This window comes from Comamonas sp. lk (assembly GCF_900564145.1).
In the GTDB taxonomy this organism is placed as follows: domain Bacteria; phylum Pseudomonadota; class Gammaproteobacteria; order Burkholderiales; family Burkholderiaceae_C; genus Comamonas.
The window spans coordinates 1,420,775-1,445,540 of record NZ_UOOB01000001.1; the positions used below are offsets into that span (position 1 = coordinate 1,420,775).

The 24,766-nt window shown below is 62.9% G+C and carries 21 protein-coding genes; 6 read left to right on the forward strand and 15 right to left on the reverse strand.

What is annotated here, in order from left to right:
* Positions 1-22 precede the first annotated feature (22 nt).
* The 6 genes from EAO39_RS06350 to EAO39_RS06375 form a co-directional block, all read right to left on the reverse strand.
* Positions 23-2,728: an ABC transporter permease gene (locus EAO39_RS06350; RefSeq protein ID WP_240466904.1), complete on the reverse strand. Its 2,706-nt coding sequence runs from the start codon at positions 2,726-2,728 to the stop codon at positions 23-25.
* Positions 2,725-3,444 carry an ABC transporter ATP-binding protein gene (locus EAO39_RS06355; protein ID WP_120966661.1) on the reverse strand — a complete coding sequence of 240 codons (720 nt, stop codon included), beginning with the start codon at positions 3,442-3,444 and terminating at the stop codon, positions 2,725-2,727. Before EAO39_RS06355 ends, EAO39_RS06350 begins: the two co-directional genes overlap by 4 nt.
* 66 nt (positions 3,445-3,510) lie before the next feature.
* Entirely contained in the window at positions 3,511-4,506 is a 996-nt protein-coding gene (miaA, locus tag EAO39_RS06360) for a tRNA (adenosine(37)-N6)-dimethylallyltransferase MiaA (protein WP_120970769.1), read from the reverse strand.
* A gap of 131 nt (positions 4,507-4,637) precedes the next feature.
* Complete coding sequence (locus tag EAO39_RS06365) at positions 4,638-5,972, reverse strand: sulfatase-like hydrolase/transferase (protein ID WP_120966662.1); 1,335 nt, start codon at positions 5,970-5,972, stop codon at positions 4,638-4,640.
* A gap of 25 nt (positions 5,973-5,997) precedes the next feature.
* Positions 5,998-7,005: a tripartite tricarboxylate transporter substrate-binding protein gene (locus EAO39_RS06370; protein ID WP_120970771.1), complete on the reverse strand. Its 1,008-nt coding sequence runs from the start codon at positions 7,003-7,005 to the stop codon at positions 5,998-6,000.
* A 127-nt stretch (positions 7,006-7,132) separates the two neighbouring features.
* On the reverse strand, positions 7,133-8,008 hold the full coding sequence (locus tag EAO39_RS06375) for an alpha/beta fold hydrolase (RefSeq protein ID WP_120966663.1): 876 nt from the start codon (positions 8,006-8,008) through the stop codon (positions 7,133-7,135).
* Between the two features lie 180 nt (positions 8,009-8,188).
* Here EAO39_RS06375 and EAO39_RS06380 point away from each other — a divergent pair, with 180 nt between their 5' ends.
* Positions 8,189-9,061: a methylglyoxal synthase gene (locus tag EAO39_RS06380; RefSeq protein WP_120966664.1), complete on the forward strand. Its 873-nt coding sequence runs from the start codon at positions 8,189-8,191 to the stop codon at positions 9,059-9,061.
* Positions 9,062-9,124: 63 nt separating this feature from the next.
* Here the strand turns inward: EAO39_RS06380 and EAO39_RS06385 are convergent, their stop codons facing one another.
* Both EAO39_RS06385 and gdhA read right to left on the reverse strand, forming a co-directional pair.
* Positions 9,125-9,514: a cupin domain-containing protein gene (locus EAO39_RS06385; RefSeq protein ID WP_120966665.1), complete on the reverse strand. Its 390-nt coding sequence runs from the start codon at positions 9,512-9,514 to the stop codon at positions 9,125-9,127.
* A 477-nt stretch (positions 9,515-9,991) separates the two neighbouring features.
* A complete protein-coding gene (gdhA, locus tag EAO39_RS06390; RefSeq protein WP_120966666.1) occupies positions 9,992-11,338 on the reverse strand; it encodes an NADP-specific glutamate dehydrogenase in 1,347 nt (448 codons plus the stop codon).
* Between the two features lie 535 nt (positions 11,339-11,873).
* On the opposite strand from gdhA, the gene EAO39_RS06395 reads away from it, so the two are divergent.
* Both EAO39_RS06395 and EAO39_RS06400 read left to right on the forward strand, forming a co-directional pair.
* Complete coding sequence (locus tag EAO39_RS06395) at positions 11,874-13,367, forward strand: MFS transporter (RefSeq protein ID WP_120966667.1); 1,494 nt, start codon at positions 11,874-11,876, stop codon at positions 13,365-13,367.
* Complete coding sequence (locus EAO39_RS06400) at positions 13,364-14,101, forward strand: aspartate/glutamate racemase family protein (protein WP_120966668.1); 738 nt, start codon at positions 13,364-13,366, stop codon at positions 14,099-14,101. Before EAO39_RS06395 ends, EAO39_RS06400 begins: the two co-directional genes overlap by 4 nt.
* 118 nt (positions 14,102-14,219) lie before the next feature.
* Here the strand turns inward: EAO39_RS06400 and EAO39_RS06405 are convergent, their stop codons facing one another.
* The 3 genes from EAO39_RS06405 to EAO39_RS06415 form a co-directional block, all read right to left on the reverse strand.
* Positions 14,220-15,110: a MurR/RpiR family transcriptional regulator gene (locus tag EAO39_RS06405; protein ID WP_120966669.1), complete on the reverse strand. Its 891-nt coding sequence runs from the start codon at positions 15,108-15,110 to the stop codon at positions 14,220-14,222.
* 100 nt (positions 15,111-15,210) lie between these two features.
* Entirely contained in the window at positions 15,211-17,520 is a 2,310-nt protein-coding gene (mutL, locus tag EAO39_RS06410; RefSeq protein WP_120966670.1) for a DNA mismatch repair endonuclease MutL, read from the reverse strand.
* A 117-nt stretch (positions 17,521-17,637) separates the two neighbouring features.
* Positions 17,638-17,886: a hypothetical protein gene (locus EAO39_RS06415; RefSeq protein ID WP_120966671.1), complete on the reverse strand. Its 249-nt coding sequence runs from the start codon at positions 17,884-17,886 to the stop codon at positions 17,638-17,640.
* A gap of 376 nt (positions 17,887-18,262) precedes the next feature.
* Here EAO39_RS06415 and EAO39_RS06420 point away from each other — a divergent pair, with 376 nt between their 5' ends.
* Positions 18,263-18,916, forward strand: coding sequence for a DedA family protein (locus tag EAO39_RS06420; protein WP_120966672.1), 654 nt, complete (start codon positions 18,263-18,265; stop codon positions 18,914-18,916).
* Positions 18,917-19,027: 111 nt separating this feature from the next.
* Here EAO39_RS06420 and EAO39_RS06425 read toward each other — a convergent pair whose 3' ends face one another.
* From EAO39_RS06425 to tsaE, 3 genes are all read right to left on the reverse strand, one after another.
* On the reverse strand, positions 19,028-19,255 hold the full coding sequence (locus tag EAO39_RS06425) for a glycine zipper 2TM domain-containing protein (RefSeq protein WP_120966673.1): 228 nt from the start codon (positions 19,253-19,255) through the stop codon (positions 19,028-19,030).
* Positions 19,256-19,469: 214 nt separating this feature from the next.
* Positions 19,470-20,957, reverse strand: coding sequence for an N-acetylmuramoyl-L-alanine amidase (locus EAO39_RS06430; protein ID WP_120966674.1), 1,488 nt, complete (start codon positions 20,955-20,957; stop codon positions 19,470-19,472).
* A complete protein-coding gene (gene tsaE / locus EAO39_RS06435) occupies positions 20,954-21,475 on the reverse strand; it encodes a tRNA (adenosine(37)-N6)-threonylcarbamoyltransferase complex ATPase subunit type 1 TsaE (protein ID WP_120966675.1) in 522 nt (173 codons plus the stop codon). Before tsaE ends, EAO39_RS06430 begins: the two co-directional genes overlap by 4 nt.
* A 12-nt stretch (positions 21,476-21,487) precedes the next feature.
* On the opposite strand from tsaE, the gene queG reads away from it, so the two are divergent.
* Positions 21,488-22,546, forward strand: a complete 1,059-nt coding sequence (gene queG, locus EAO39_RS06440) for a tRNA epoxyqueuosine(34) reductase QueG (RefSeq protein WP_120966676.1) — start codon at positions 21,488-21,490, stop codon at positions 22,544-22,546.
* Between the two features lie 44 nt (positions 22,547-22,590).
* Here the strand turns inward: queG and EAO39_RS06445 are convergent, their stop codons facing one another.
* The gene (locus EAO39_RS06445; RefSeq protein ID WP_120966677.1) at positions 22,591-23,499 is read right to left on the reverse strand and encodes an AEC family transporter; all 909 of its coding nucleotides are present in this window, start codon (positions 23,497-23,499) and stop codon (positions 22,591-22,593) included.
* Positions 23,500-23,733: 234 nt separating this feature from the next.
* Here EAO39_RS06445 and EAO39_RS06450 point away from each other — a divergent pair, with 234 nt between their 5' ends.
* Positions 23,734-24,714: a tripartite tricarboxylate transporter substrate binding protein BugE gene (locus EAO39_RS06450; RefSeq protein WP_120966678.1), complete on the forward strand. Its 981-nt coding sequence runs from the start codon at positions 23,734-23,736 to the stop codon at positions 24,712-24,714.
* Positions 24,715-24,766 lie beyond the last annotated feature (52 nt).

Genomic DNA, 24,766 nt, shown 5'->3' on the forward strand with positions numbered 1-24,766 from the left:
GGCGGCGTTGAAGTTCGATCACTTACCAATCCTCCTTGACGGCCAGCACGGCATCGGCGCTGGCAGCCTGTCGTCCGGCCAGCCAGGCCGTGACCACGCCGGCCAGCACCACGGCAGCGGCCAGGGCCAGCAGCCGCAGCAGCGGCAGGCGCAAGTCCATGCTCCAGTGAAAGCTTTGCGGATTCACCACATGCACCAGAATCACGGCGACGCCCAGGCCTAACAGCGTGCCGGCAATGGCTCCCAGGCCCGTCCAGGCCAGGCCTTCGCCGGCCACCACGACCAGAATATTGCGGCGCGTCAGGCCCAGGTGGGCGAGCAGGCCAAACTCCTTGCGCCGCGCCAGCACCTGCGCGCTGAAGCTGGCGGCAATGCCGAACAGACCGATGGCTATGGCCACGGCCTGCAGCCAGTAGGTGACGGCAAAGTTGCGATCAAAAATGCGCAAAGACCGCTCTCGCAGCGCGGTGCTGCTCACATATTCCAGGGCCGGTACGGCCTGGCCCGTGGCCGCCAGCATATCGGCTATGCCTGTCTGTATCGGGGCAGACGCTGGGGTCGATGACTGGGCGCCGGCGCTTCGGGGCCAGATGGCAATGTCGCTGGCGCGTGCATCGCCGCCCAGACGCAGATAGTCTTGCCAGTCGATGGCAATGGCGCCGAACTGGCGCACATAGTCACGCCAGATGCTTGCTATATAAAAGTGAGCTTTTTGCGCTTTACCGTCCTGGGCTTGACGGCCAAAAGCCTGTGAAAGCAGCGGCCAGTCGTCGCCGGGCTTCAAGTCATACAGCTGTGCCACGGCTTCGCTGATATGCACGGCAACCAGCACCTGTCCATTGTCCTGCGCATGTCTGGCCTCCACCGGGCCCGCCACCCAGGGCAGTTGCTGCGCCGGCTCGCCGGGCCGGCTCCTCAAAGGGCGTATCAGCAGGCTGATGCCGGGGTTTTGCGGGCTGAGCATCAAGGTGGTCGTGCGCATGGCTTGTGCGCGCTCCACACCGGGCAGCCGGGCAATCTGTGCCGCCAGGCCAGCCGGGAGCAGGGCGGCATCCACCCGGCTGGAACCGCCTGCCGCACGTACGTACAGCGGGGCCGGCAACACGGCATCCAGCCATTCGATCATGCTGCCGCGAAAACTGGTCACCATGACGGTCAGCGCCACCGCCAGACTCAGGCTGGCCACCACGCCGCCGACAGCAACCGTGGTGGAGTGGCGCATGCGTCTGGCGCGCTCGAAAGCCAGCAAAGGCAGAGGCCGATGCCTGAAGGTCTGGGGCACCAGTGCCAGCACGCGGCCCAAAAGCCATGGCAGGGCTGCCATGCCGCCCAGCAGCAGCAAGCCGACGGCGGCATAGGCTGCCAGCGAGATGCCAGCTATCGGCGGCATGAAGGCCAGGGCCACGCTGCTCAGCAGCAAGATCAGGGCCGGTGCCAGGCGTGCCGGTTTTTCATGGGCTACACCCAGGCCTTTGAGCGTGGCCGCCGGCGGTAAATCCATGGCGGCCCGCGCCGGCCACCAGGCTCCGGCCACGGTGGCCGCCACTCCTAGTAAAGCGAACACCAGGGCAGCCACCGGGCTCCATTGCAGCGCCGGTTGCACGCCGGAAAAAAAGCCGCCGCCCAGATCGCCGCCAAGCAGGTTCAGCGCCAGCCAGGCCAGACCTGTACCCAGCGCAATACCGGCCATGCTGCCGGTGATGCCAAGGGCCAGAGCCTCCAGCAGCACCAGGGCCAGGCGCTGGCGTGGCGTGGTGCCCAGCACGGCCAGCAGCGCAAACTGGGGCGCTCGCTGGGCCACGCTCAGCGCCAGTACCGAGAACACCAGAAAGGCGCCGGTAAACAAGGCCACCAGCGCCAGCACGGTGAGATTGACGCGGTAGGCGCGCGACATCTCGCCTATGCGCTGCTGGTCGTCGCCGGGCTGCTGAACCAGGATGCGCGGCTGCCATGCCGGCAGCTGATGCAAGCGGGTCATCAACGCGTTGCGCGAGCTGTTCTCTGCCAGCAAAACGTCAACACGGTCGATGTCGTCAAAGCGCTGCAGCCGCTCCTGCAGGGCGCCAATATCCATGACTGCCACCGGCGCACCGGCGGCGGCCACTGTGCCGGCGATGCGCAGGGTTTGCCGCTGGCCGTTCTGCAGCCACTGCAATGCTGCGTTGTGCGCCTGATCCGGCTTCAGGTTCAGAGCCTGGAGGGCGGCGGCATTGAGGAAAACCGCATCGGGCGCAAACAGATCCAGCCGGTTGTTTCCTTCGAACAGACGGGGCATGAGGGCCGGCGCCACGGGGGCCAGCTTCAGGGCATCGCTGCCCACGACCCGCAGCGGCGTGCCTGGTGCTGAGCCTGCGGTTGCGCGCGTGCCTGGTGTGGGGGGCGGTGCTTGGTCTGGATTGCTCTCTTGTTTGCTGCGAGGAAGCAGCACCGTGGTTTCAATCCAGGGCACGGCCAGGGCCACGCCCTCGGTCTGTGCCAGCTGGGCATAAAGATCCAGCGGCAAGCCGCCTTGCATGGCGTGCAGTTGCAGGTCGGGCTGGCCGTTGACGCTGCGCACGGCGCGCGAGAATTCGTCCAATGCCGACTGGTTGATGACATGCACGGCAAAGCCCAGCGCCACGCCCAGCATGATGGCGATCAGCGCCGTGGCCGTGCGCCAGGGGTGCTGGCGCAGCTCCTGCCAGGAAAAGCTGGCCAGCAGCTGAAGAAGGGGCGGGCCGGAAATCACGCGTCGCTTGCCTGCGTTTGCGGCTGCATCTGCATGCCTTGGGCGGTGAGCCTGAGCACACGGTCTGCGCGACGGGCGGCCTCTCTGGAGTGGGTGACCAGCACCAGCGCCGTGTGCTGCTCCCGCGTCTGCTGCAGCAGCAAGTCCATGATCTGCCGGGCCGTGCCGGGGTCCAGATTGCCCGTGGGTTCATCGGCCAGCAGCAGCGGCGGCGAGTGCACCACGGCCCGCGCAATGGCAACGCGCTGCAATTGCCCGCCGCTCAGTTGCTGGGGCAGACGTGAACCCAGGCCCGCAAGGCCCACGGCTTGCAGCACCTGCTCCACACGCTGCTGGCCCTGGGCATTCATGCGCCCCAGCAGCATCAGAGGCAGTGCTACGTTCTGCGTCACATCGAGGTGCGGCAGCACATGAAAGGCCTGGAACACAAAACCCAGGTGCTGGCGCCGCCAGATGGCGCGCCGGGTTTCGTCCAGGCTGGAGAGATCGGTGCCCTGGTGCGTGATCCGGCCTTGCTGCCAGGAGTCCAGCCCGGCCAGGCAGTTGAGAAACGTGGATTTGCCCACGCCGGAATCTCCCACGACGGCCACAAATTCCCCTGCCTGCACGCTGCAGCTGACTTGCTCGAACACCGTGCTGCGCTGTGCACCGTCGCCATAGCGCTTGGCCAGTTCTTTGACTTCTAGCAGGGCAGGGGCAGCAGATGGATGAGGCATGTCCTCATCTTAGAGCGTGACAACCGGTCTTGAAGCATGCCGGTGCTGCCGGCTTGCTGCGTTGGATCAAGCTGCCGAATCAATCAGCTGCATGGCAGCCGTCAGCAGCCGCGCTTGTGCATCCGGGGCATCGCAGGCAATGGCTTGGCGCTGGGGCATGGAGCGCAGCCAGGTGATCTGGCGTTTGGCCAGCTGGCGCGTGGCCACAATGCCGCGTTCGCGCAGCCCCGCCATGTCCAGCGGTCTGGATGGATCGGCCTCATGGGCATCGAGTACCTCCCAGGCCTGGCGGTAGCCCACGCAGCGAATCGAGGGCAGATCCAGATGCAGGTCGCCGCGTGCGCGCAGCGTGCGTACTTCGTCCAGAAAACCTTGCTCCAGCATCAGATCGAAGCGCAGCGCGATGCGCTGGTGCAGCCAGGCCCGGTTCTCCGGTTCCAGAGAAAAAAGAGCTGCAAGGCCTAACTGCTCTGCGGGACCTGCTTTGTTTTTGCTGGTGTGAAAGCTCGATAGCGGCTTGCCCGAAATCTGCCAGACTTCCAGCGCGCGCTGAATGCGCTGGCTGTCGGCGGGCGCGAGACGCGCCGCAGTGACGGGATCGACTTCGGCCAGTCGGGCGTGCATGGCGGGCCAGCCCAGTTGCGCGGCCTGGGCATCGAGCTGGGCGCGCACCTCGGGGTTGGCGGCAGGCATATCGTCCAGCCCGTCCATCAAGGCCTTGAAGTAAAGCATGGTGCCGCCCACCAGCAGCGGGATGGCCGAGCGCTCGCGAATTTCAGCCACCAGCCTCTGCGTATCGCGCACAAACTCGGCTGCGCTATAGGCTTGCAGCGGGTCGATGATGTCGATCAGGTGGTGAGGCACGGCGGCCAACTCGGCGGCAGAAGGCTTGGCCGTGCCTATGTCCATGCCGCGATAGACCAGGGCCGAGTCCACGCTGATGATCTCGGCTTTTTGCCCCCGCTGCGCCAGACGGTCTGCAAGCGCCAGCGCTGCGGCGGTCTTGCCCGAGGCAGTGGGGCCGGCAATGGCGATACAGGGCAGCTGATGAGTAGCAGTCATGGGAGGCAGAAAACGATGCGGGCAGAACACAAAAACAAATGGCCCGGAACGACCGGACCATCTGCTTTGCTGATTGCCAAGGATAACGCACCGGGTGTGCTGCTGCAGTGGCTGCAACTGTTCTGCGGGTATCAGCTCTGGCTCAGGCGAGCGGGCACATAGCGGTCGGCCTGAATATCGGGGGATAGGCCATGGCTGTAAATGGCTTCGGCGGCCGGCAGCAGCTGCTGATCCCATTGTTCCCATTGCTGGCGCAGCCGGGCGAAGATCTCGGGCTGATGGTGCTTGAGGTTGGCGCGTTCGCGGGCATCCTCGACAACGTTGAACAGGAATTCGTTGTCGTTGATTTGGAGGTATTTCCAGGGGCCTTGTCGCACGGCCCGCTGGGATTGGGAGTTGTAGCGCCAGAACAAGGTACGGTCGGTATGGGCTGCATCGTCTGCCAGCTGACCCTCCAGGATAGGCAGGATGTTCTGGCCGTCGCTGGGGTAGTCAGGGTGTGGCCTGGCACCGGCCGCAGCCAGCAGCGTGGGCAGCCAGTCAAAAGTGGCCGTGACCTGCTCCTGTACCTGGGGCTGAATGCGGGCGCTCCAGCGCAGCAGCGTGGGCACGCGTATGCCTCCCTCCAGCAACTCGGTCTTCTGACCGGTAAAGGGCCAGGTCTTGGAAAAGCGCTCGCCGCCGTTGTCGCTGGTGAAGATGACGATGGTGTTGTCGGCCTGGCCGCTGTCATCGAGTGCCTGCAGCACCTGGCCCACGGCCTTGTCCAGGGCCTCGACGATCTCGCCGTACTTCTTCAGGCTGCCGCCGTCGTAGTGAAACAAGTCCTTGATGCTGTGTGCGACATGCTCGTCGTTCGGCCCCTCCCAAGGCCAGTGCGGTGCCGTGAAGTGCAGCGAGAGGAAAAAGGGCTTGTCGCTGCTCTTGCGCTCATGCAAATAGCGGGTGGCTTCATCGCCCAGGATGTAGGTGTAGTAACCCGTGCGCTCCACGGGCTCGCTGCCTTGCCAGAGGTCGCGGCCGAACTGCTCGCCCACGCCGGGCTTGTGCGTGAAATAGTCGATGGCGCCATGATGGTTGCCAAAGAAATAGTCATAGCCGCTGCGCTGCGGTCCATAGGCGGGCGGCTGGCCCAGATGCCATTTGCCAATCAGCGCGGTGTCGTAGCCGGCATCCTTGAGTAGCGAGGGCAGGGTGGGGTGCTCGGACGGCAGACCCAGCTGGCCCCCATAGCGGGCCAACGGTTCTTCAAGGCCGGCACGCAGGCGGTACTGGTAGCGTCCGGTGATCAGCGCAATGCGCGTGGCCGAGCAGACGGCGGAGTTGGCGTAAGCCTGGTTAAAGCGCACGCCTTGGGCAGCGAGGCGATCCAGGTGAGGCGTCTTGAAGTCGGTGGCGCCATAGACGCCAAGGTCGGCCCAGCCCAGGTCGTCGGCCAGGATGAAAACAATATTCGGAGCGGTCATCGGATCATTTCGCCAAAGGTCTGGGTTATTCGATGGCAAAGCCGGAAGCGGTGATCACGGGGCGCCATTTGGCGACTTCCGCCACGCGCAGCTGCTCCAGCGCGGCGGGCGTGCGGGGATCGGGCTGCAAGGACAGCTCGCTCCATTTGGTCTGCAGGCTGGGGTTGCTCAGTGCGGAGTTGACAGCCTGGTTGACGGCGGCGATGGCCTGGGGCGAAGTGCCTTTGCGTGCCCAGAGGCTGTACCAGCCGCTGCCCACGGCCTTGGGGTAACCGGCTTCGGTGAAGGTGGGAATCTCGGGCAGCTCTTTGGTGCGCGCGGTGCCGAACGTTCCCAGAATCCGTACCTTGCCCTCTCTGTGCAAGGGCGCCAGTTCGCTGGTGGTCTGTATGGCCGAAGCCAGCTGCCCGCTGATCAGATCCGTCATCATGGCCGGACCGCCCTTGTACGGCACGTGGACGATATTGACCTGGGCTGCTTCGCCCAGCAGCAGACCGAAAAAGTGCGGCAGGCTGCCCACGGCCGGACTGCCGAAATTGGCCTGCTGCGGATGGGCTTTGAGCCAGGCCACGTATTCCTGGATATTGCGTGCCGGGTGCTTGGCCGGTACGGCCAGCCCAAACTGGAAGTGCGCCAGCAGGCTCACAGGGGCAAAGTCGCGTGCCGGGTCGTAGCCGGGCTTTTTGTAGACGATTTGCGAGAGCACCGGCGTGATTAGCGGTGCGATCAGATAGGTGCTGCCGTCGGGCGCTGCGTTCAGCAAGGTCTGGGCGGCAATCTGTCCATTCGCTCCGGGTTTGTTGTCGACCACCACGTAGTGGCCCTTGCCCAGTTGGGGAGCGATGTTGTCGGCCAACACGCGGGCCAGTTGATCAATTCCGCCGCCGGCACCAAAGCCGACCAGAATGCGGCTGGCCTGCGGGATGGCCGCTCCTTCGGCGGCTTTGGCCAGGGCAGTCAGCGAAAAGGAAGCGGTGGAAGCGGCAGAAATAACCAGCAGGGATTGCTGCAGAAAAGTACGACGGGAATGCATGGCTGGAATCACAAGGTGACGGCGCTAAGGCCAGTGCCTGCATTCTGAAAAAATCTCTATAAAAAGAAAAATAATAAAAACTGGTTTTTAAATAACCTAAAAATCTTTGAAGTGAGATGCCCAGGCTTCAACTCTTGCTTTTGGCCAGGTTTAGGCCGAACAGCTCATGCAGTGCCGAGCGGTACTGGGCCATGGCCTTGGTCTGGGTGTTGTGGTGGGTGGCGCCGTCCACCAGGATCAGGCGCTTGGGCTCTTGTGCTGCTTCAAACAGCTGCTGGCCCAGAGCGACGGGAATCAGCGGATCTGCCGAACCGTGCACGACCAGCAGGGGAGAGCCGATGGCGGCGACCTTGTTCACCGAATCAAAGCGCTGCGTGATCAGCGGCCCCACGGGCAGCCAGCCCCAGGGCATGGAACTGACCACATCGGCAATGCGGGTGAAGGTGGATTCGACCATGACGCCGGATTCATCCTTGACGGAGGCGGCCAGATCAATCGCAATCGCCCCGCCCAGCGAATGGCCAAAGATATAGCGTGGCCGCTCCGGCGCTTTGCGGGCCAGCCAGTCCCAGCCGGCACGGGCATCTTCGGTGGCGGAAGCCTCGGACGGCAGGGTTTTGCTGCTTTGACCAAAACCCCGGTAATCCACGGCCAGCACGGAAAAGCCCATGTCGTTGAGTCGCCGGATGCGGGGCGAGGAACCTTTCACATTCCAGCGTGCTCCGTGCAGATAAAGCAGCAGCGGGGCCTGGCGATTGCTGGCCGGCATCCATAGCGCATGCAACCTGGCGTCGCTGCCGTCGCGGCTGCGGAAATCGATCCAGACATCCTGCATGCCTGCGGTGTTGACGCCGGACCAGCTGCGGTCGCTGGGCTGGAAAATCCAGGCGCGCTGCTTGGCGTCTAGCACCTGCATGCCCCAGACCGACAGGGCCGCAAGCACGATCAGGCCCAGGGCGAGCAGGAGGCGGCGCAGTTTCCAGAAGCGGGCTGAGGCAGGCATGGGGTGCAGGGTGGGCTGTCAAGTGCTGAGCAAGTATGGCGGCGGCAAATCGCGCGCCGGTTTTGCTGTCATGAATTGGCGCTATTCTTGTGGGTGTTTTGAATCACGAATGCTCTTTTATTCGTAGCTGCTTGCGCTTTTTCAATAAGCGTCTGATGCCTGTTTGAGGACTGTTTAGATATGTCGATCTGCCTGGGGCTTGCCGCCAACAAATTGCATCACCAAACCGAGGATGCCGCGCTGTTTTCCCTGCTGCGCGCCTGCGAGGCGGGAATCCGGGAGCTGAAGCTTGGCTTCCACGCGGTGGGCCGCACCTATGACGCGATCACCGCTGCCGGCATGTTGCAGGGCTACAAAGGCCTAGTGCGCTACCCCTATGGCCGTGAAGGCGGGCTGATGAAGCTGGTGGCCGAAGTGGTGGGCATGGAAGGCGACGAACGCACGCTGGATGGCGCCATCTATCTGATGGACCCGGTCGATCCTTCTTCCATCTTCCCCGAAGCCCTGGCCATGAAGCGCCAGTGCGTGATTCACGGCAAGCCGTTTCTCTCCACCGTGGCATCGACCCGCGACTGGATAGAGATGGAGCGCATCCATGCCGGGCTGGCGCGCGACCGCAATGCCGACCGCTTTCACGACTATGAAAACCAGACGCTGGCGCTGATTGCCCACGATGCCATGAAGCCCACCATGCTGGATTTTGTGGACCGCAATTTCGAGTTGCTCTCACGTTACCGCCGCCGGGTGGGCACCGGTACCACGGGTCAGAAGCTCAACGAGCTGGCCTGGAGCAAGGGCTGGCCTGCGGGCAAGCCCTGGGTGGACCGCTACAACAGCGGCCCTCTGGGAGGAGACGCGCAGATTGCCGATCTGGTGCTGGAAAAGCGCTGCCACCGCGCCATCTTCTTTGAAGATCCCCATGTGGCCCGCCAGCACGAGGCTGATATCCAGTTGCTGGAGCGCGCCGTGACAACGGTCACCCACGATGCCGTGTGCAGCACCTCGCCCCAGGTGGCGCAGCGCTGGTGCGATGCGGCCGTCAAGCGCAAATAGTCCGGACGAGCGTCCATGAAAAAGGCCGGAGCATGCTCCGGCCTTGGTTTTTTGTGCCGCTGTTCAGGGCGCGGGCGTGGCCAGCGGCTTGCCTTTTTCCACCACATACACGCCCACCAGTTTGACGGCGGCACTGCTGGCGTTGTGCGCATCGTGAATCACGCCTGCCGGCACCACAAAGGATTCGCCGGCCTTGACGGTGCGCGGCGGCTGGCCGTCTATCAGCAGGTCCACCTCGCCCTCGGTCACATAGCTGATTTCGTCGCCCGGATGGGTGTGGCGGCCGGCGCGCGAGCCGGGAGCCACTTCCACTTTGGCCACCACGGCTTCGCGGCCGGGCACGGAGACATCAGCCTTGCCCACCATGGTGCGCGACAGACCGCTGGCCTGGGCCATGGCGTTGCCGCTCATCATCATGAAAGCACTGCTGCACAGTAGTGCGGAGAAATACATTCCAGCTCTCATGGCTCCCTCTCTGACGGATAAAACTGTTTTTTACCCGCCCATCGGAAAGTTGCCACGAGGGCATGCCCTGTCTTGGGCAGCGCGAGCTATTAAAAATAGTGATGCATGCCCAGTGCGATGGCGCTGAAAACCAGACCTCTCGTTCATTAAGCAGCTGATGCGTGCATGGATGTTGATGCGGGTGCAGAAAATGGAGAACTCCGATACCTGTGCTAAGCAGGCGACAGCACTGCCAACTGCCGCGGCAGCAAGGAGCAGACGGGTGGTAAGAGTCATAGCCACGATGCTATATGAGTCATGGTGAGGCTTTGACTCCCCGAACGTCAAAACTGCCTCTGGCCGATTGTCATCTCCCTTATGAACCACAGCGTGGGTCGAAATTCAGCGTGGCCGGCTGCTTTCCACTTTGCCGCAGATAAGAAAAAAGGCCCCGAAGGGCCTTTTTGGAGGGATCCAGCAAAAAGCTTAGATCACGCCTTGTGCCAGCATGGCGTCAGCCACCTTCACAAAGCCGGCGATATTGGCGCCGTCGATATAGCTGATCGTGCCGTCTTCGCGCTTGCCGTGCTTCACGCAAGCGGCATGGATGCTTTGCATGATTTGCAGCAGACGGGCGTCCACTTCTTCGGCGGGCCAGGACAGGCGGGCCGAGTTTTGCGACATTTCCAGACCCGAAGTGGCCACGCCACCGGCGTTCGATGCCTTGCCGGGTGCGTACAGCACGCCAGCCGCTTCGAAGGCGCGGGCGGCTTCGTTGGTGGAGGGCATGTTGGCGCCTTCAGCCACGCACAGCACGCCGTTGGCGATCAGGGTCTTGGCATCGGCTTCGTTCAGTTCGTTCTGAGTGGCGCAAGGCAGGGCCACGTCCACCTTGATGGACCAGGGGCTCTTGCCGGCCAGGAATTCCACGCCGGAAACCAGCTTGGCGTAGTCGCTGACGCGGCCGTACTTGTGGTTCTTCACGTCCATCAGGACGGCCAGCTTCTCGGTGGTGAAGCCTGCAGCGTCGTACACGGTGCCCGAAGAGTCGGACACGGACACGACCTTGGCGCCCAGTTCCATGGCCTTTTCCACGGCGTACTGCGCCACGTTGCCCGAACCGGACACGGACACGGTCTTGCCTTCGAACGACTGGCCGCGAGTGGCCAGCATTTCACGAGCGAAGTACACGGTGCCGTAGCCCGTGGCTTCGGGGCGGATCAGCGAGCCGCCGAAAGCCAGGCCCTTGCCGGTGAACACCGAAGCTGCAGTGTTCGACAGCTTTTTGTACATGCCGGCCATATAGCCCACTTCGCGGCCGCCCACGCCGATGTCGCCAGCTGGCACGTCGGTGTCAGGGCCTACGTGGCGGAACAGCTCCGTCACGAAAGCCTGGCAGAAGCGCATGACTTCGGCAGGGCTCTTGCCCTTGGGGTCGAAGTCGGAGCCGCCCTTGCCGCCGCCCATGGGCAGGGTGGTCAGAGCGTTCTTGAAGGTTTGTTCGAAAGCCAGGAACTTCAGCACGGACTGGTTCACCGAGGGGTGGAAGCGCAGACCGCCCTTGAAAGGACCGATGGCCATGCTGTGCTGGATGCGGAAGCCGCGGTTCACATGGACCTGGCCCTTGTCGTCAGACCAGCTGACGCGGAACTGGATGATGCGCTCGGGTTCGACCAGGCGCTCCAGCAGCGAGTGTTCAGCGTACTTGGGGTTCTTCTCAATGAAGGGCCAGAGGCTTTCCATCACTTCGGTGACGGCTTGCAGGAACTCGGGCTGGCCGGGGTTGCGTTGTGCCACTTCTTCCAGGAACTGGCCTACGGACTCGTACTTCATAAGAGAACTTTCTGACAAAACAGGGGGGCGTGCAAACTAGCAAAACCAAGATTATGCCAAAAAGTTATGCCTTCATGCATGGTTTCGGTGCGCGTCGGCGCAATTCTGGTGCGCTCGTGTAACTTGTTGGTGCGCGTTTGGGGTGTTTTTTCAGTGGTGGCAAGCACTTAGCTGGTGCATGAGCTCGTGTCTTGCCGTCGCAAAAAAATCTGGATGTTCGCCACTTGTCTTTGCTGGCTGGGAAAGAGCCATGAGTAAGCGCTTGGGAGTCTCTAAATGTGATAGCACCAACTTGGTGCTGACTCTGTCTTGTCATGCTCTCTGATTTGTGAAATCTGTATTTCACTGATCTGAACTCTGAGACGCCAAATCTGCGGCTGCTTGGCCCTCGCTGCAGAACGAATGCAGTCAAGCGGCTGCAAGCCGGGTAAACCTGTGTTTGAAATTTAAATTTCATCTTGTGTAATGAGAAAAAATAATTTCATATCTCGCAACACTGAAATTTCATTTGACTCACGGAACACAGGAGGCTTGTATGGCAGCAGAGATTCCCGTAACGCCCTCGGCGTCAGGCATGGCCAGCGCAGCGCAAATGCAGCAGCTGGAGAGCGCGCTCAATCAGATTGGCGTGACGCGCTCGCACAAAAGCATCATCTTTCTGGTGGTTTGCGGCGTGTTGTTCGACGTGTTCGAGCAAAACGCCGTGGGTCTGGTCGGGCCGCTGCTGCGTGAACAGTGGAAGCTGGATGCCACCGACATCGCGTTTCTGAACACCATCACCTTCTTTGCCGCCGCCATGGGCCGGCTGCTGTCGGGTTATCTGGCAGACCGCCTGGGGCGGCGCTTCATGCTCAATGTGAATCTGGGCCTGTTCACGCTGGGCGCTGTGGGCTGCGCACTGGCGCCTGACTACGCCTTTTTGGCCATTGCCCGCGCTGTGGTCGGCTTTGGCCTGGGCGGGGAAATCACCACGGCGGTGACCATGCTGGCCGAGTTCTGCTCGGCCCGCTTTCGCGGCACGGCCGTGGGGCTGATCAATGTGGGCGGCGGCGGCCTGGGCAATATGCTGGCCCCGGCATTTGCGCTGGGCGTGTTCACGCTGTTCCCTGGTGAGGATTCCTGGCGCTGGCTGTTCGGCTGCCTGGTGCTGCCGGCCATCTTCATCGTCTTCTACCGCCGCTTTGTGCCCGAGACGCCGCGCTTTCTGCTCTCCAAAGGTCGGGTTGATGAAGCCAACCAGGTCTTGAGCATGTTGGCATCGGGCAAGCTGGCCAATGCTCAGTACGAGGTGCGTGAATTCATCAGCAAGAACGCAGCGGGAGATCCGGACGCTGCTGCGCAGAGCGTTCAACGCAGCTCGTTCACCGATATTTTCAAGGGTGGCTATGCACGCCGCACCATTGCCGTGGGCCTGGCCTCGTGGATGACTTTTGGTGCGCAGTTGTCGGTGCTCACGCTGATGCCCACCATCCTGGTAGCCCAGGGTTACTCCATCACCAAGAGCTTCAGCTTCACCATCGTCATGCAGGTGGGCAGCCTGCTGGGGGCGGTTGCCGCCTCCACCATGGGTTACTACTTTCCGCGCAAGCGTGTGCTGACCGTGGGGGCGATTGCCGCCTGTCTGGCGGGGCTGGCCTTTGGCAACTTCACCGACAGCGTGGCCATGATCCTGATCTGCGGCGCCATCTTCCAGTTCTGCGTGCTGACGCTCAATACCTCCATCTGGATTTTTGCGCCCGAGCTCTACCCCACCCGCATCCGCGCCCTGGGCACCTCGTTTCTGCTGGCCCTGGGCACGATTGGCGGCGCCATGTCGCAGACGCTGGCGGGCAAGATGTTCGATCTACACGGTGTCTCCGGCATGTTCGGCATGATTGCCGCCATGTACTTCATTTTTGCGATTGCAGTGCAGTTTGCGCCCGAGACTTTCGGCCGCTCCATCGAAGAGGGGGCGGGAGGCGAATCGCATGCGCACAGTGAAGCTGCGGCGCGCAGCGGCGTGGCCGTCGGTCAGGAGCGCACAGCATGAGCGCTTTGCCAGATTCGCAAGACAAGCCGCTGGCGGCGCAGATTCTGCTGCTGAACCCCAATACCTCGCAGCAGACCACGGCGCTGATGGCCCGCCAGGCGCTGGCCTGTCTGCCCGCCGGCGTGCACCTGCAAACGGCGACGGCCGCCCGTGGCGCGGCCATGATTACCGATGAGGCGGGCCTGGCCATTGCCGAGCAGGAAGTGTTGAGGCTGGGGCGGGAGTTTGCCGACGTCAATGACAACACCCGGCCCTGCGCCATCATCGTGGCCGCGTTTGGCAACCCGGGTCTGGACTTGCTGAGGGCCGCCCTGCCTGCGCAGGTGCAAACCTTTGGCATAGGAGAAGCCGCCATGATGCAAGCGGCCTGCGACGCCGAAGGCCTACCGCGCCGCTTTGGCATTGCCACCACCACGCCGGGGCTGGAGGCCTCGATTGCGGCTTCGGTCTCGGCCCTGGGTTTGACGCCCTGGTTCAGCGGCACCCGCATTGCAGAAGGCCAGCCCCTGGCGCTGGCCGCAGACCCGGCTTTGCAGTGCGAGCGTCTGGCCGCAGCCGTGGCCGCCTGTGTGGCAGGCGATGGCGCCCGGGCCGTGGTGATTGGCGGCGGCCCGCTGGCCGAAGCCGCGCTATGGTTGGCGCCGCGCTTTGCCGTGCCCGTGCTCTCGCCCGTGGTGGCGTCAGTGCAGGCGGCGCTCAAGGGTTTGCAGCTGCAGACCTTGGAACAGGTATGAAACTGATAGCGTCTAGCGCCTGATATTCAAGGGTTTCAGATACAAAGAAGCATGAAATCTATGAATAATCAACGCCAGTTGCTTCTGTTTCGGTAGCGCCTCGGTTCAGCTTAGCCCGTCAGCGCAGCTCGTCCAGTGCGTCATGGCTGGCCTCGATGGCGGCCATGCGCCGGCGACCGGGCTGGCCGCTTTGCTGCAAGGTGGTAGTGGCAATCAGGTGGCAGAGCATGAACAGCGCCGCATGATTGTCCAGCGGGCCCGGGGCCGAGGTCTGTACGCGCAGCAGCCAGTCGGCCTCGGGCGCGGGGCTGGCATGGTCGGTGATACACAGCAGCCTGGCCCCCATTTGCCTGGCCTGGCGCGCGAATTCGCTGACCACGGGCACGCTGCGGCGCAGGGCAAAGACCACCACCACATCGCCTTCGCCCAGATGGGCCGCGTATTCGCCCAGCGTCTCGCCGGCGCCGGGAATCACCTGGCTGGGCATGTCCAGGGCCTGGAGCAGCTGCCAGCGCAGATAGGCGGCAAAGTTGCGATTCTGGCGGTAGCCCACAAACAGCAACTGGCGCGCCGCAATCAAGGCCTTGGCAATCGCATCCAGCTGGGCGGCAGAGATCTGGCCGGTGGTGACGGCCAGATTGTCGCTGGCCTGGCGCAGATGGGTGGCAATCACATCGGCCGTGGGCGTGCCCTGGGAGGCGGCAGCGGCCAGGAACAGGGGCGAGCCTTTGTCGCCCTGTGCGCGTGCATGGCGACGGGCGTCTTCATAGCTCTCATAGCCCAGGCGGCGGATAAAGCGGGTGACGGTGGCGTTGGAGACGCCGGTGAGCTTGGCAATCTCGGCCGCCGCATAGCTGGAAAGATTGCCGGGAAAATCCAGTAAAAACTCGCCCAGGCGCCGCTCGGTGGGCGGCAGCTGGGGCAGGGCGGTGCGCACGCGGGCGATGAAGGACTGGGCCTCGGCCGGTTCGGGGTTGACGGTCGTCGTTGCGCTGGCGGTGGGATTCATGGCTGCGGCCGGGGCCTGTGTCTCCCGGCCCGCTATCGTTATGGATGGAAACAATGTAGCTGCTAAATAGGCGCTTCAAGCGCTGCCAGTCTTGCGTGCTTTAGCGGCCGCGCAAAAACAGCGCGTCCAGCTCCTTCATGCTGAGCTGGCGCCAGGTGGGGCGGCCGTGGTTGCATTGGTCCGAGCGCTCGGTCACTTCCATCTGGCGCAGCAGCGCATTCATCTCGTCCAGGGTGAGCTTGCGGTTGGCGCGCACGGCGCCATGGCAGGCCATGGTGGCCAAAATTTCATTGCGGGCGCGCTGCACCACGGTGCTGGCGTCGTGCTGGGCCAGCTCGGCCAGCACGTTGCGGGCCAGCTCCACGGCATCGCCCTGGGCCAGAGAGGCAGGCACGGCGCGCACGGCCAGTGTCTTGGGCGAGAAGGGCGAGACTTCCATGCCCAGCGCCAGCAGGGTTTCGGCATGGTCTTCGGCCGTGGCCACTTCCTCGGGCGTGGCGGCAAACGTGGCGGGAATCAGCAGCGGCTGGCTGGGAATCTGCTGCTCGCCATCGCTGCTGTTGACGGAGTTTTTGAGCTGCTCGTAGACGATGCGTTCATGGGCGGCATGCATGTCCACGATCACCATGCCCTGGCTGTTTTCGGCCAGGATATAGACGCCGTGGATTTGCGCCACGGCCCGGCCCAGAGGCCAGACGGGGGCGCTGTCGGCCGCTGCCGGCGTGGTGCGGGCAGCAGTTGGTGCAGGCGTTGCGGATGGCGCTGAAACCGCAGGGGCCACCTCAGCTTTGATAGCGGCTGGTGCATATGCAGCTGGGGCTGAAGCCGTATTTCTTGTGAAATAGCTGCTTTGGCCCGATGGGCGATGCTTGACGGTGTCAACGCTGTCGCTGTCTGGTGCGGGCCGGGTTGCGGCAGACGTTGACGGTGTTGCGGGCGTTGCAGAGGGTGCCAGAGGTGGCGTGGCTGCCGGAGCAGTGGTTTGAACAGGGGCAGGAGCTGAAGTCTCAGCAGCTACGCTCAGTACTTCAGACGCTGCCGTGGATGGTGCCAGCGGCGGTGTCAGCAGGGGCGCGACGGGTTCCGAGGCCACAGGGACCGCAGTGCTTGCCGGCGTTGCCGGGGCAGCTGCTTCCTCTCGCATGGGAGCCCAGAGTTTGGCCAGATCGCTGACCGGCGTGCCCACACGTTCCTCGCCAAAAGCCATGCGGGTTTGCGGCCAGGACTGGGTGGCGGCTTTGCCGGGGGCTGCGCCTGCTTCGACAATCAGGCCCGGTTGACGGGCTGCGTCACTGGCAGCCTCTGCGGCGGCAGCTTCCACCACGGCGGCGGCGCGCGGTGTGGCCAAGGCGTTTTCAATCGCGTGACGCACGGTCTGGTGCACTTCGCGGCTGTCGCGAAAACGCACTTCGATCTTGGTGGGGTGTACGTTCACATCCACGCGGGCCGGATCGATCTCGATATACAGCGCAAAAATCGGTTGCTTGGTGCCGTGCAGCACATCTTCGTAGGCGGCGCGGGCGGCATGGGTGAGCACCTTGTCGCGCACAAAGCGGCCGTTGACATAGCAAAACTGCTGATCGGGGCGCGAGCGGGCAGCATCCGGAATGCCGGCGCGACCTGTGACATGCACCGGGCCGGCCCAGTGGTTCACGATGACGGAGTTGCTGACAAACTTGTCGCTGATCACATCGGCCAGACGGCTGGAGATGGCTTCTTCGGGAGTGCCGGTGGCGGCTCGCCACTGCTCGGCCAGCTTGCCTTCGTGCCAGATGGCAAAGCCCACATCGGGCCGGGCCAGTGCATGGCGGCGCACGGATTCAATGCAGTGCGCCAACTCGGTGGCATCGGTCTTGAGGAATTTGCGGCGCGCCGGGGTGGAGAAGAACAGCTCCTTGACTTCCACCGTTGTGCCCTGGTTGCGGGCGGCCGGGCGCAGCTCGCCACTGCGGGCGTCGAGCAGATAGGCCGAGTCCTGGCCCGCAGGGCGCGAAAGAATCGAGGTTTCCGACACCGAGGCGATGGCGGCCAGCGCTTCGCCGCGAAAGCCCATGGTGGCCACGGTTTCCAGGTCGTGCAGATCGGTGATCTTGCTGGTGGCGTGGCGGCGCAAGGCCACAGGCAGCTCCTCGCGCGGAATGCCGCAGCCGTCGTCTTCCACCGCAATCAGGCGCACACCGCCGGCCAGCAGGCGCACGGTGATCTGGCGGGCGCCCGAATCCAGGGCGTTGTCCACCAGCTCGCGCACCACGGAGGCGGGGCGCTCCACCACCTCGCCGGCGGCGATCTGGCTGATCAGCTCGTCGGGCAGATCGCGGATGGGGCGGCGCTCAGGCTGTGCCTCGAGGGCCGTCGTGGTTTCGGGGAGGGTGGGAGAGAGGTCGGGGCTGGATGCGTTCACGCCAATCATTCTAGGCTTGTGCGCAAGCCGCCAAGAACGTGAGCTTTTGCGTGAGGTTTTTTGATGCCCCAAAACAAAAAAAGAGCTGCGATGAGCAGCTCTTTTTATCGGCCTCTGAAACAAGGCTTAGTGGCGGTGACCGCGCCCGCCCTTGGTCAGTTCATTGCCGCCCAGCGCGCCGGCTGCTGCACCGCCGATGGTGCCCAGAGGGCCGCCAAACAGCACATTGCCCACGGCGCCACCGGCGACAGCGCCAGCGCCTATGCCCACTTGTTGACGGCTGGGGCCATGTGCGCAGCCGCCCAGTGCCAGAGCACCGGTGAGTGCGACAGCCAGAGTCAGGGCCTTGCCATAGCGCGTAGTGATCTTGTTCATGCTCGTATTCCTCTCGTCGTGCTCGTTGTGGGAAGCGGTCCAGTCTTGGCGGTCTTCTCTGAAAGAGGGAAGTGCGAGACGCTGGACTTGCGGGCCTGTGGCCATGTTTTGGACTGCAAGGCACGGCTTGCAGTCACACACCTCTACTGTGCCTGCGTAAAGCGCAAGCTGACGTATTGTTGACGTATAGATTTATCAATTGTTGTAACAGATGGCGTATCAGGGCCTGCACTTGTATCTACGGGCAAGCAGCTGTGTACTCCGGCAGAAAAATTGCGCTTGCGAAACGCGGCCAGCGCCGTCGGAATGGATCAGGCGCAGTACAGTACGGGCCGGCATCTCTGGCATGCCGCTCCCCATTTCATAGGACCGTGCTTTGGAAATTATTCAGTTCCTGATCGACTTCATCCTGCATATAGACAAGCACCTGGAAGCGTTTGTCGTGGCCTATGGCCCCTGGGTGTACGCCTTGCTTTTCATCATCGTGTTTGTGGAAACCGGCGTGGTCGTCATGCCCTTCCTGCCCGGTGATTCGCTGATGTTCATCGTGGGTGCGCTGTGCGGCGCAGGCTTTATGAGCTATCCGCTGGCCGTGGTCGTGCTGCTGGCGGCCGCCATTTTGGGCGACCAGTGCAATTACTCGATTGGCCGCTATTTCGGACCCAAGGTGTTTCAGTGGGAAAACTCGCGCTGGTTCAACCGCAAGGCCTTTGATCAGGCCCATGGGTTTTACGAACGCTATGGCGGCGTCACCATTATCCTGGCCCGCTTCATGCCGTTCATCCGCACCTTTGCGCCCTTTGTGGCCGGTGTGGCGCAGATGAGCCGCTCCAAGTTCTCCCTGTTCAATGTGGTGGGCGCCTTCCTGTGGGTGGTGGGCATCAGCGCTGCAGGTTTCTTCTTCGGCAATATGGAATGGGTGAAGAACAACCTGGAGAAAATCATCTGGGGCCTGATTCTGGTGCCGGGGCTGATTGCCGTGTTTGGTGCCTGGCGCGCGGGCCGCGCAGAAAAGACTGGTGCCGCCTGAGTCTGACACTAGCGAATTTAATAGCTGCAACCCCAGACATTGAAAAGACTGGCAGCTGTTCTGACATGAAAAAAGCCCCGAAGTTCGGGGCTTTTTTCATGGGGGCGAGGATCAGCGGTGGCCGTCGTTGCGCTTGCCCACTTCATTGCCAATCAGCGCGCCGGCGGCTGCACCGCCTACGGTGCCCAGCGTGCCGCCGAACAAGGCATTGCCCGCTACGCCACCGGCCACGGCACCCACGCCCGTGCCAATCTGCGCGTTGCTGGGGTTGGTGGAGCAGCCTGCCATGGCAAAGCTCAGGGCGGCGATAGAGGCCAGGGTCAAAGTACGGATAGTCATTCAGTTCTCCTTTGAGCGGTGGCGAAAGGACGGGACTAGATGCCGGAAGACCTGAACGTCACCTTTGATGAACATAGGCCCATGGTGCGTTGCAAAAGCGGCGCCACCAGTAGGAAAGCACCTCTAGCCCCTGTACCCAGGGGCTGGATGGACGTAATAAATCGTTGATGAGGTGACGGTTCTTTGCAGAAAGTAGCTTGATGTGTCGCAGGGCCTACACCGAACGGCTGCGCGCCAGCGGCGGGTTGTGGGCAAAGTATTTGCGTATGCCGACCATCAGGGCGTCGGCCAGCTGCTCCTGATAGGCGCTGCTGCGCAGCTTGGCCTCTTCCTCTGGGTTGCTGATGAAGGCGGTTTCCACCAGCACGCTGGGAATGTCGGGAGCCTTGAGCACGGCAAAACCGGCCTGCTCGACCTTGCTTTTATGCAGCTTGGCCATGCTGCCGATTTCTCCCAGCAGCGAATTTCCCAGCTTCAGGCTGTCCTTGATCTGGGCCGTGGTGCTCATGTCCAGCAGCATGCGCTGAACATGCTGGTCCTGCAGACCGCCGACGTTGAGACCGCCGACCAGATCGGCCTGGTTCTCCTTGTTGGCCAGCCAGCGCGCAGCCGTGCTGGAGGCTCCACGCTCGCTGAGCGCGAACACGCTGGCACCGCGCGCGGTCGGGGTGGTGAAGGCATCGGCATGGATGCTGATGAACAGGTCAGCCTGCACGCGACGGGCTTTGTCCACGCGGGTGGCCAGGGGCACGAAAAAGTCGGCATCGCGGGTCATGAAGGCGCGCATGGGATTGCCGCCGATATGGGCATCGTTGATGCGTTCGCGCAGCAGATGGCCGATCTTGAGCACCACGTCTTTTTCGCGCAGACCGCTGGGGCCGGTGGCGCCGGGATCTTCACCGCCATGGCCGGGGTCCAGCGCCACGATGATGATGCGGTCCGTACGGCGCGAGGTGGCGATGTTGACCGAGGGGGGGCGAGGTGCTGGCGGCGGCACGGGAGTCGGTGCCGGGCGCGGTGCCGGAGCCTGGGCAATGGCCACCGGGGGCGGTGTTGGCGTCGCAGTGCTGCGCTGTGCAATCAGATCACCCAGCGGGTCTGCCTGGGGCGGCTGCGGTGCGGTGGCCACGGCAGGCGGTGGTGTGGCGATCATGCCGGACGCGCCGGCCGAACCTGCGGCACCGGCAACGACGCTGCTGGATCCGGCTTCGCGCAGGCGGTCGGCAATCAGATCGGCCAGCGGATCCACGGCCTTGGCCGGGTACAGATCCAGCACCAGGCGGTTCTTGTAGGGGGAAATCGGCGGCAAGGTAAAGACCTGGGGCCGTGCTTCCTGCTTGAGGTCGATCACCAGACGCACCACGCCGGGAGCGAACTGTCCCACGCGGATGCTGGCGATATTGGGGTCGTCGGGCCTGACCTTGGCGACCAGTTCCTTCAGGGCCGGGTTCAAGTCCAGCCCTTCCACATCCACGGCCAGGCGAGGGGGGGAGGGAACGAAGACCGGTTTGGCAGTCAGAGGAATATCGGACTCCAGCGTGACTCGCGAATAGTCGGGCGCGGGCCAGACGCGCACGGCCACAATGCTGGCACCCTGGGCCAGATGCTGGCGTCCCAGTAGCAAGACGACGCCGCCCGCCTGCAGCAGGCTACGGCGCGACAGACCAAAGGGAAATGGGGTGGAGGATGGGGTTTTGCTCATGCCTTGAATGCTTCAAGCACAGTGCAGCCGGCAGGGGTCATGCCTTTGAGCGTGACCTGTCGCTGCATATCGTCAATTGCTTCGATATAAATAGCTACATCCGCAACCGGGGTGACGGCTGCGGCCTTCTCGGGCCATTCTGCCAGCTTGAGGCCGGGGCTGGCGAAAATGTCGCGAAAACCGGCGTCTTCCCACTCGCGCGGATCATCGAAGCGATAAAAGTCAAAGTGCCAGACGCTGAGCTCGCCGGCCTCGTGCGGCTCCACCACGGCATAGGTGGGGCTTTTGATGCGGCCTTGCACACCCAGGGCGCGCAGCCAGTGGCGGACTAAGGTGGTCTTGCCTGCGCCTAGATCGCCGTGCAGCGTCACATAGGCGTTGCGCAGCTGTGGCAGGGCGGCCAGCGTCTGGGCAAAACGCTGGGTATCTTGTTCGTCGCGCCAGAGTATCTGCAGCTGCTGGGGCGCAGGTGAGGCTTGGTTTCCTACAATCTGGGGAGTATGTTGAGCAGCAGTCAATTGGTTCCTTTGATGCAAGCCTGGGCTCGCGAGCTGGGATTTTCCCAAATCGGCGTGGCAGGTGTGGATTTGTCCTCGGCCGAGCCCGGTTTGCAGCAGTGGCTGGAGCAGGGCTTTCATGGCGAGATGCATTACATGCAAGCCCATGGCTTGAAACGAGCCCGCCCTGCGCAATTAGTTCCCGGTACGGTAAGCGTAATCACCGCCCGCATGGATTATTTACCACGGGATACAGAAAAAGGCTGGCAGGCTGTGGAATGGGCGCGTCTGGGACGACCTAGCGAAGGCATTGTCTCCGTCTATGCCCGTGGGCGTGACTATCACAAGGTGCTGCGCAACCGGCTGCAGAAGCTGGCCGAGCGTATTGCCCAGGAGATCGGCCCGTTCGGCCACCGCGCTTTTACCGATTCGGCCCCGGTGCTGGAGGCCGAACTGGCCAGCCGCAGCGGCCAGGGCTGGCGCGGCAAGCACACGCTGGTGCTCAGCCGCGAGGCCGGCTCCATGTTTTTCCTGGGTGAAATCTATGTGGATTTCGCCATCGACGCCACCGAGCCCGTGACGGCGCACTGCGGCAGCTGCACTTCCTGCATGGATGCCTGCCCCACGGGCGCCATCATCGCGCCGCACAAGGTGGATGCGCGCCGCTGCATCTCTTACCTGACCATCGAGCACGCAGGCAGCATTCCCGAGGACATGCGCCCGCTGCTGGCCAACCGCATCTATGGCTGTGACGACTGCCAGCTGGCCTGCCCCTGGAACAAGTTTGCCCAGCCCAGTCAGCTGCCGGACTTCGATGCACGAGCCGGCCTAGCCGGTACGCAGCTGGTGCATTTCTTTGCCTGGGATGAGGCCACTTTTTTGCGCGTCACCGAAGGCAGTCCGATTCGCCGCATAGGTCATGCCCGCTGGCTGCGCAATGTGGCCGTGGCCCTGGGCAATGCCTGGCGCGAGACGGGGCAGCCCGAGCTGCAGGCCGCATTGCAAAGCCGGGCCGCTCACCCGGATCCGGTGGTGGCCGAACATGTGGCCTGGGCGCTGGCGCAGCGGGATGCGGCCAATGATTTGAGCTGAATGAGGCTGCAGCGCTTTTTCATCAAGCGCTGACAGCTATCAATTCAGATGCCAATCAACCACAGGCCAAACGGCAGGCTGAGGACGCCCAGCATGGTGGACAGCGACACCAGGCTGGCCACAAAGGCGCCGTCATAGCCCATGCGCACGGCCAGCACATAGCATGACGAGGCTGTGGGCATGCTTGAAAACGCCATCAGCGCAATCGCCTGCGCACCTTGGAGTCCGAACAATCGCACCATGGCAAAGGCAATCAGCGGCTGAATTGCATGGCGGATCAGCAGCAGCTCGCCCGCCAGCAGCTTGTTGCTGGCCAGGGCGCTGATCTTGAGACCGGCTCCGGCCGCCATCAGCCCCAGCGCAATCGAGGCCGCGCCCAGGCGTGCCACCGGCGTTTCCAGCAACTCGGGAATCTTCAGGCCTGCGGCATTGAACAGCAGGGCGCAGACCGTGCTGACGATCAGCGGGTTGCGCAGCAAATGGCCGACAAAATGCTGGCTGCTTCCGCGTGCCATGGGCCAGACGGCGGCCACATTGAACAGCGGCACGGAGACACCGATCAGCACCGAGACATAGAGCAGACCTTCCGGACCCGCGAGCCGTGATACCAGTGCCAGCGCGATGAATGAGTTGAAGCGAAACGCCACCTGCGCTGCCGATGCATGGCTGCGCAGGTCGATGCGCCGGCCCAGAAACGGTAGATAGGGCAGGCCGTAGGTCAGCGCAATACCCAGCAGACCGCCCAGCACGCCAGCGCCCAGCAACTGGCTGGCGTCGCCCCACTGGATAGGATTGCGGGTGATGGAGTGAAACAGCAGCACCGGAAACAGCAGGTAGTACACCAGTTGCTCCACGGATTGCCAGACGCTGCGGTTGATGGGCGTGAAGCGGCACAGCACATAGCCCAGCACGATGAGCGCGAAATCGGGGAAAAGCAGTTCTAGATAGTTCACGGCCCGCAAGCATAGGGCCTGTGCCCAGGCCCGAACGTCAAAGCTGTCGCCAAGGTTCTAGTAGTAATACTTACTGGGCTGCAATCGCTGGTTTGCTACGAAAGTTGATGTGATTCAAAGAAACTGCAGCGATTCAGGGTAAACACTGAGTTTTCGGCGGCTGAAATAAAACCACAGGTTTTTCTCGGCACTTAGTATGGGACGCTTTCCATAGAAATCATGAGGAGATCCTTGATGAATCGTCGTCTGTACATGGGCCTGACTGTGGCTCTGGCAACTGCTGGTTTTTCGACCGCTGTGATGGCTCAGGCCAGCTACCCCACCAAGCCCATCAAGTTGCTGGTGCCTTTTGCGGCCGGCGGCACGACCGACATCATCGCCCGCGTGATCGCCGATCCGCTGGGCAAGGAACTGGGTCAACCCGTGATCGTGGACAACAAGGGCGGCGGCGGTGGTGTGATCGGTGCGATGGAAACCTCGCGTCAAAAGCCCGATGGCTACAACCTGGGTATTTCCACGCTCTCGACCATGGCCACCAACCCGGCCATCAACCCCAAGACCCCGTACAACCCGCTGACGGACTTCACGCCCATCATCAATATTGCGGCCACGCCCAATGTGATCGCCGTGAATCCCAAGTTTGCAGGCTCGGCCAACTACAAGGCATTCGAGGCCGAACTCAAGGCCCATGCCGGCAAGTATTCCTACGGCTCGTCGGGTACGGGCGGCATCCAGCACATGCTGATGGAGCTGTACAAGTCGCTGACCGGCATCCAGATGACCCACGTGCCTTATCGCGGCGCAGGTCCTGCCCTCAATGATGCGGTTGCCGGCCAGATCCCTATGATTCTGGACAATCTGCCATCGGCTCTGCCCTTCATCAAGGACAACCGCCTCAAGGCCGTGGTCGTGGCCGCGCCTCAGCGTCTGGCCGTGCTGCCCGATGTGCCCACCTTCAAGGAAGTGGGTCTGGAGCAGGTGAACCGCATGGCTTCTTACGGCATCCTGGGTCCCAAGGGCATGGACAAGGCCACCGTGGACAAGATCAACGCGGCCGTGCGCAAGGTGCTGCAGGACCCTGCGGTGAAAAAGCGCATCGAGGACACCGGCTCGCTGGTGGTGGGTAACACCCCCGAGCAGTTTGCCAAGGAACTCAAGGATGAGTACGAAACCTACAAGCAGGTGGTGGCCAAGCAAAAGCTGACGCTGGACTAAGCGCGGCTTTGCCAAAGCCCGGTGTGCCTTTCAGGTCGCCGGGCTTTTTTGC

Bases quoted from the DNA above. Each gene is read 5' to 3' on its own strand.
- EAO39_RS06355 (WP_120966661.1), bottom strand. From the start codon at position 3,444: ATGCCTCATCCATCTGCTGCCCCTGCCCTGCTAGAAGTCAAAGAACTG.
- miaA (WP_120970769.1), bottom strand. From the start codon at position 4,506: ATGACTGCTACTCATCAGCTGCCCTGTATCGCCATTGCCGGCCCCACT.
- EAO39_RS06365 (WP_120966662.1), bottom strand. From the start codon at position 5,972: ATGACCGCTCCGAATATTGTTTTCATCCTGGCCGACGACCTGGGCTGG.
- EAO39_RS06370 (WP_120970771.1), bottom strand. From the start codon at position 7,005: ATGCATTCCCGTCGTACTTTTCTGCAGCAATCCCTGCTGGTTATTTCT.
- EAO39_RS06375 (WP_120966663.1), bottom strand. From the start codon at position 8,008: ATGCCTGCCTCAGCCCGCTTCTGGAAACTGCGCCGCCTCCTGCTCGCC.
- EAO39_RS06380 (WP_120966664.1), top strand. From the start codon at position 8,189: ATGTCGATCTGCCTGGGGCTTGCCGCCAACAAATTGCATCACCAAACC.
- EAO39_RS06385 (WP_120966665.1), bottom strand. From the start codon at position 9,514: ATGTATTTCTCCGCACTACTGTGCAGCAGTGCTTTCATGATGATGAGC.
- gdhA (WP_120966666.1), bottom strand. From the start codon at position 11,338: ATGAAGTACGAGTCCGTAGGCCAGTTCCTGGAAGAAGTGGCACAACGC.
- EAO39_RS06395 (WP_120966667.1), top strand. From the start codon at position 11,874: ATGGCAGCAGAGATTCCCGTAACGCCCTCGGCGTCAGGCATGGCCAGC.
- EAO39_RS06400 (WP_120966668.1), top strand. From the start codon at position 13,364: ATGAGCGCTTTGCCAGATTCGCAAGACAAGCCGCTGGCGGCGCAGATT.
- EAO39_RS06405 (WP_120966669.1), bottom strand. From the start codon at position 15,110: ATGAATCCCACCGCCAGCGCAACGACGACCGTCAACCCCGAACCGGCC.
- mutL (WP_120966670.1), bottom strand. From the start codon at position 17,520: ATGATTGGCGTGAACGCATCCAGCCCCGACCTCTCTCCCACCCTCCCC.
- EAO39_RS06415 (WP_120966671.1), bottom strand. From the start codon at position 17,886: ATGAACAAGATCACTACGCGCTATGGCAAGGCCCTGACTCTGGCTGTC.
- EAO39_RS06425 (WP_120966673.1), bottom strand. From the start codon at position 19,255: ATGACTATCCGTACTTTGACCCTGGCCTCTATCGCCGCCCTGAGCTTT.
- EAO39_RS06430 (WP_120966674.1), bottom strand. From the start codon at position 20,957: ATGAGCAAAACCCCATCCTCCACCCCATTTCCCTTTGGTCTGTCGCGC.
- queG (WP_120966676.1), top strand. From the start codon at position 21,488: ATGCAAGCCTGGGCTCGCGAGCTGGGATTTTCCCAAATCGGCGTGGCA.
- EAO39_RS06450 (WP_120966678.1), top strand. From the start codon at position 23,734: ATGAATCGTCGTCTGTACATGGGCCTGACTGTGGCTCTGGCAACTGCT.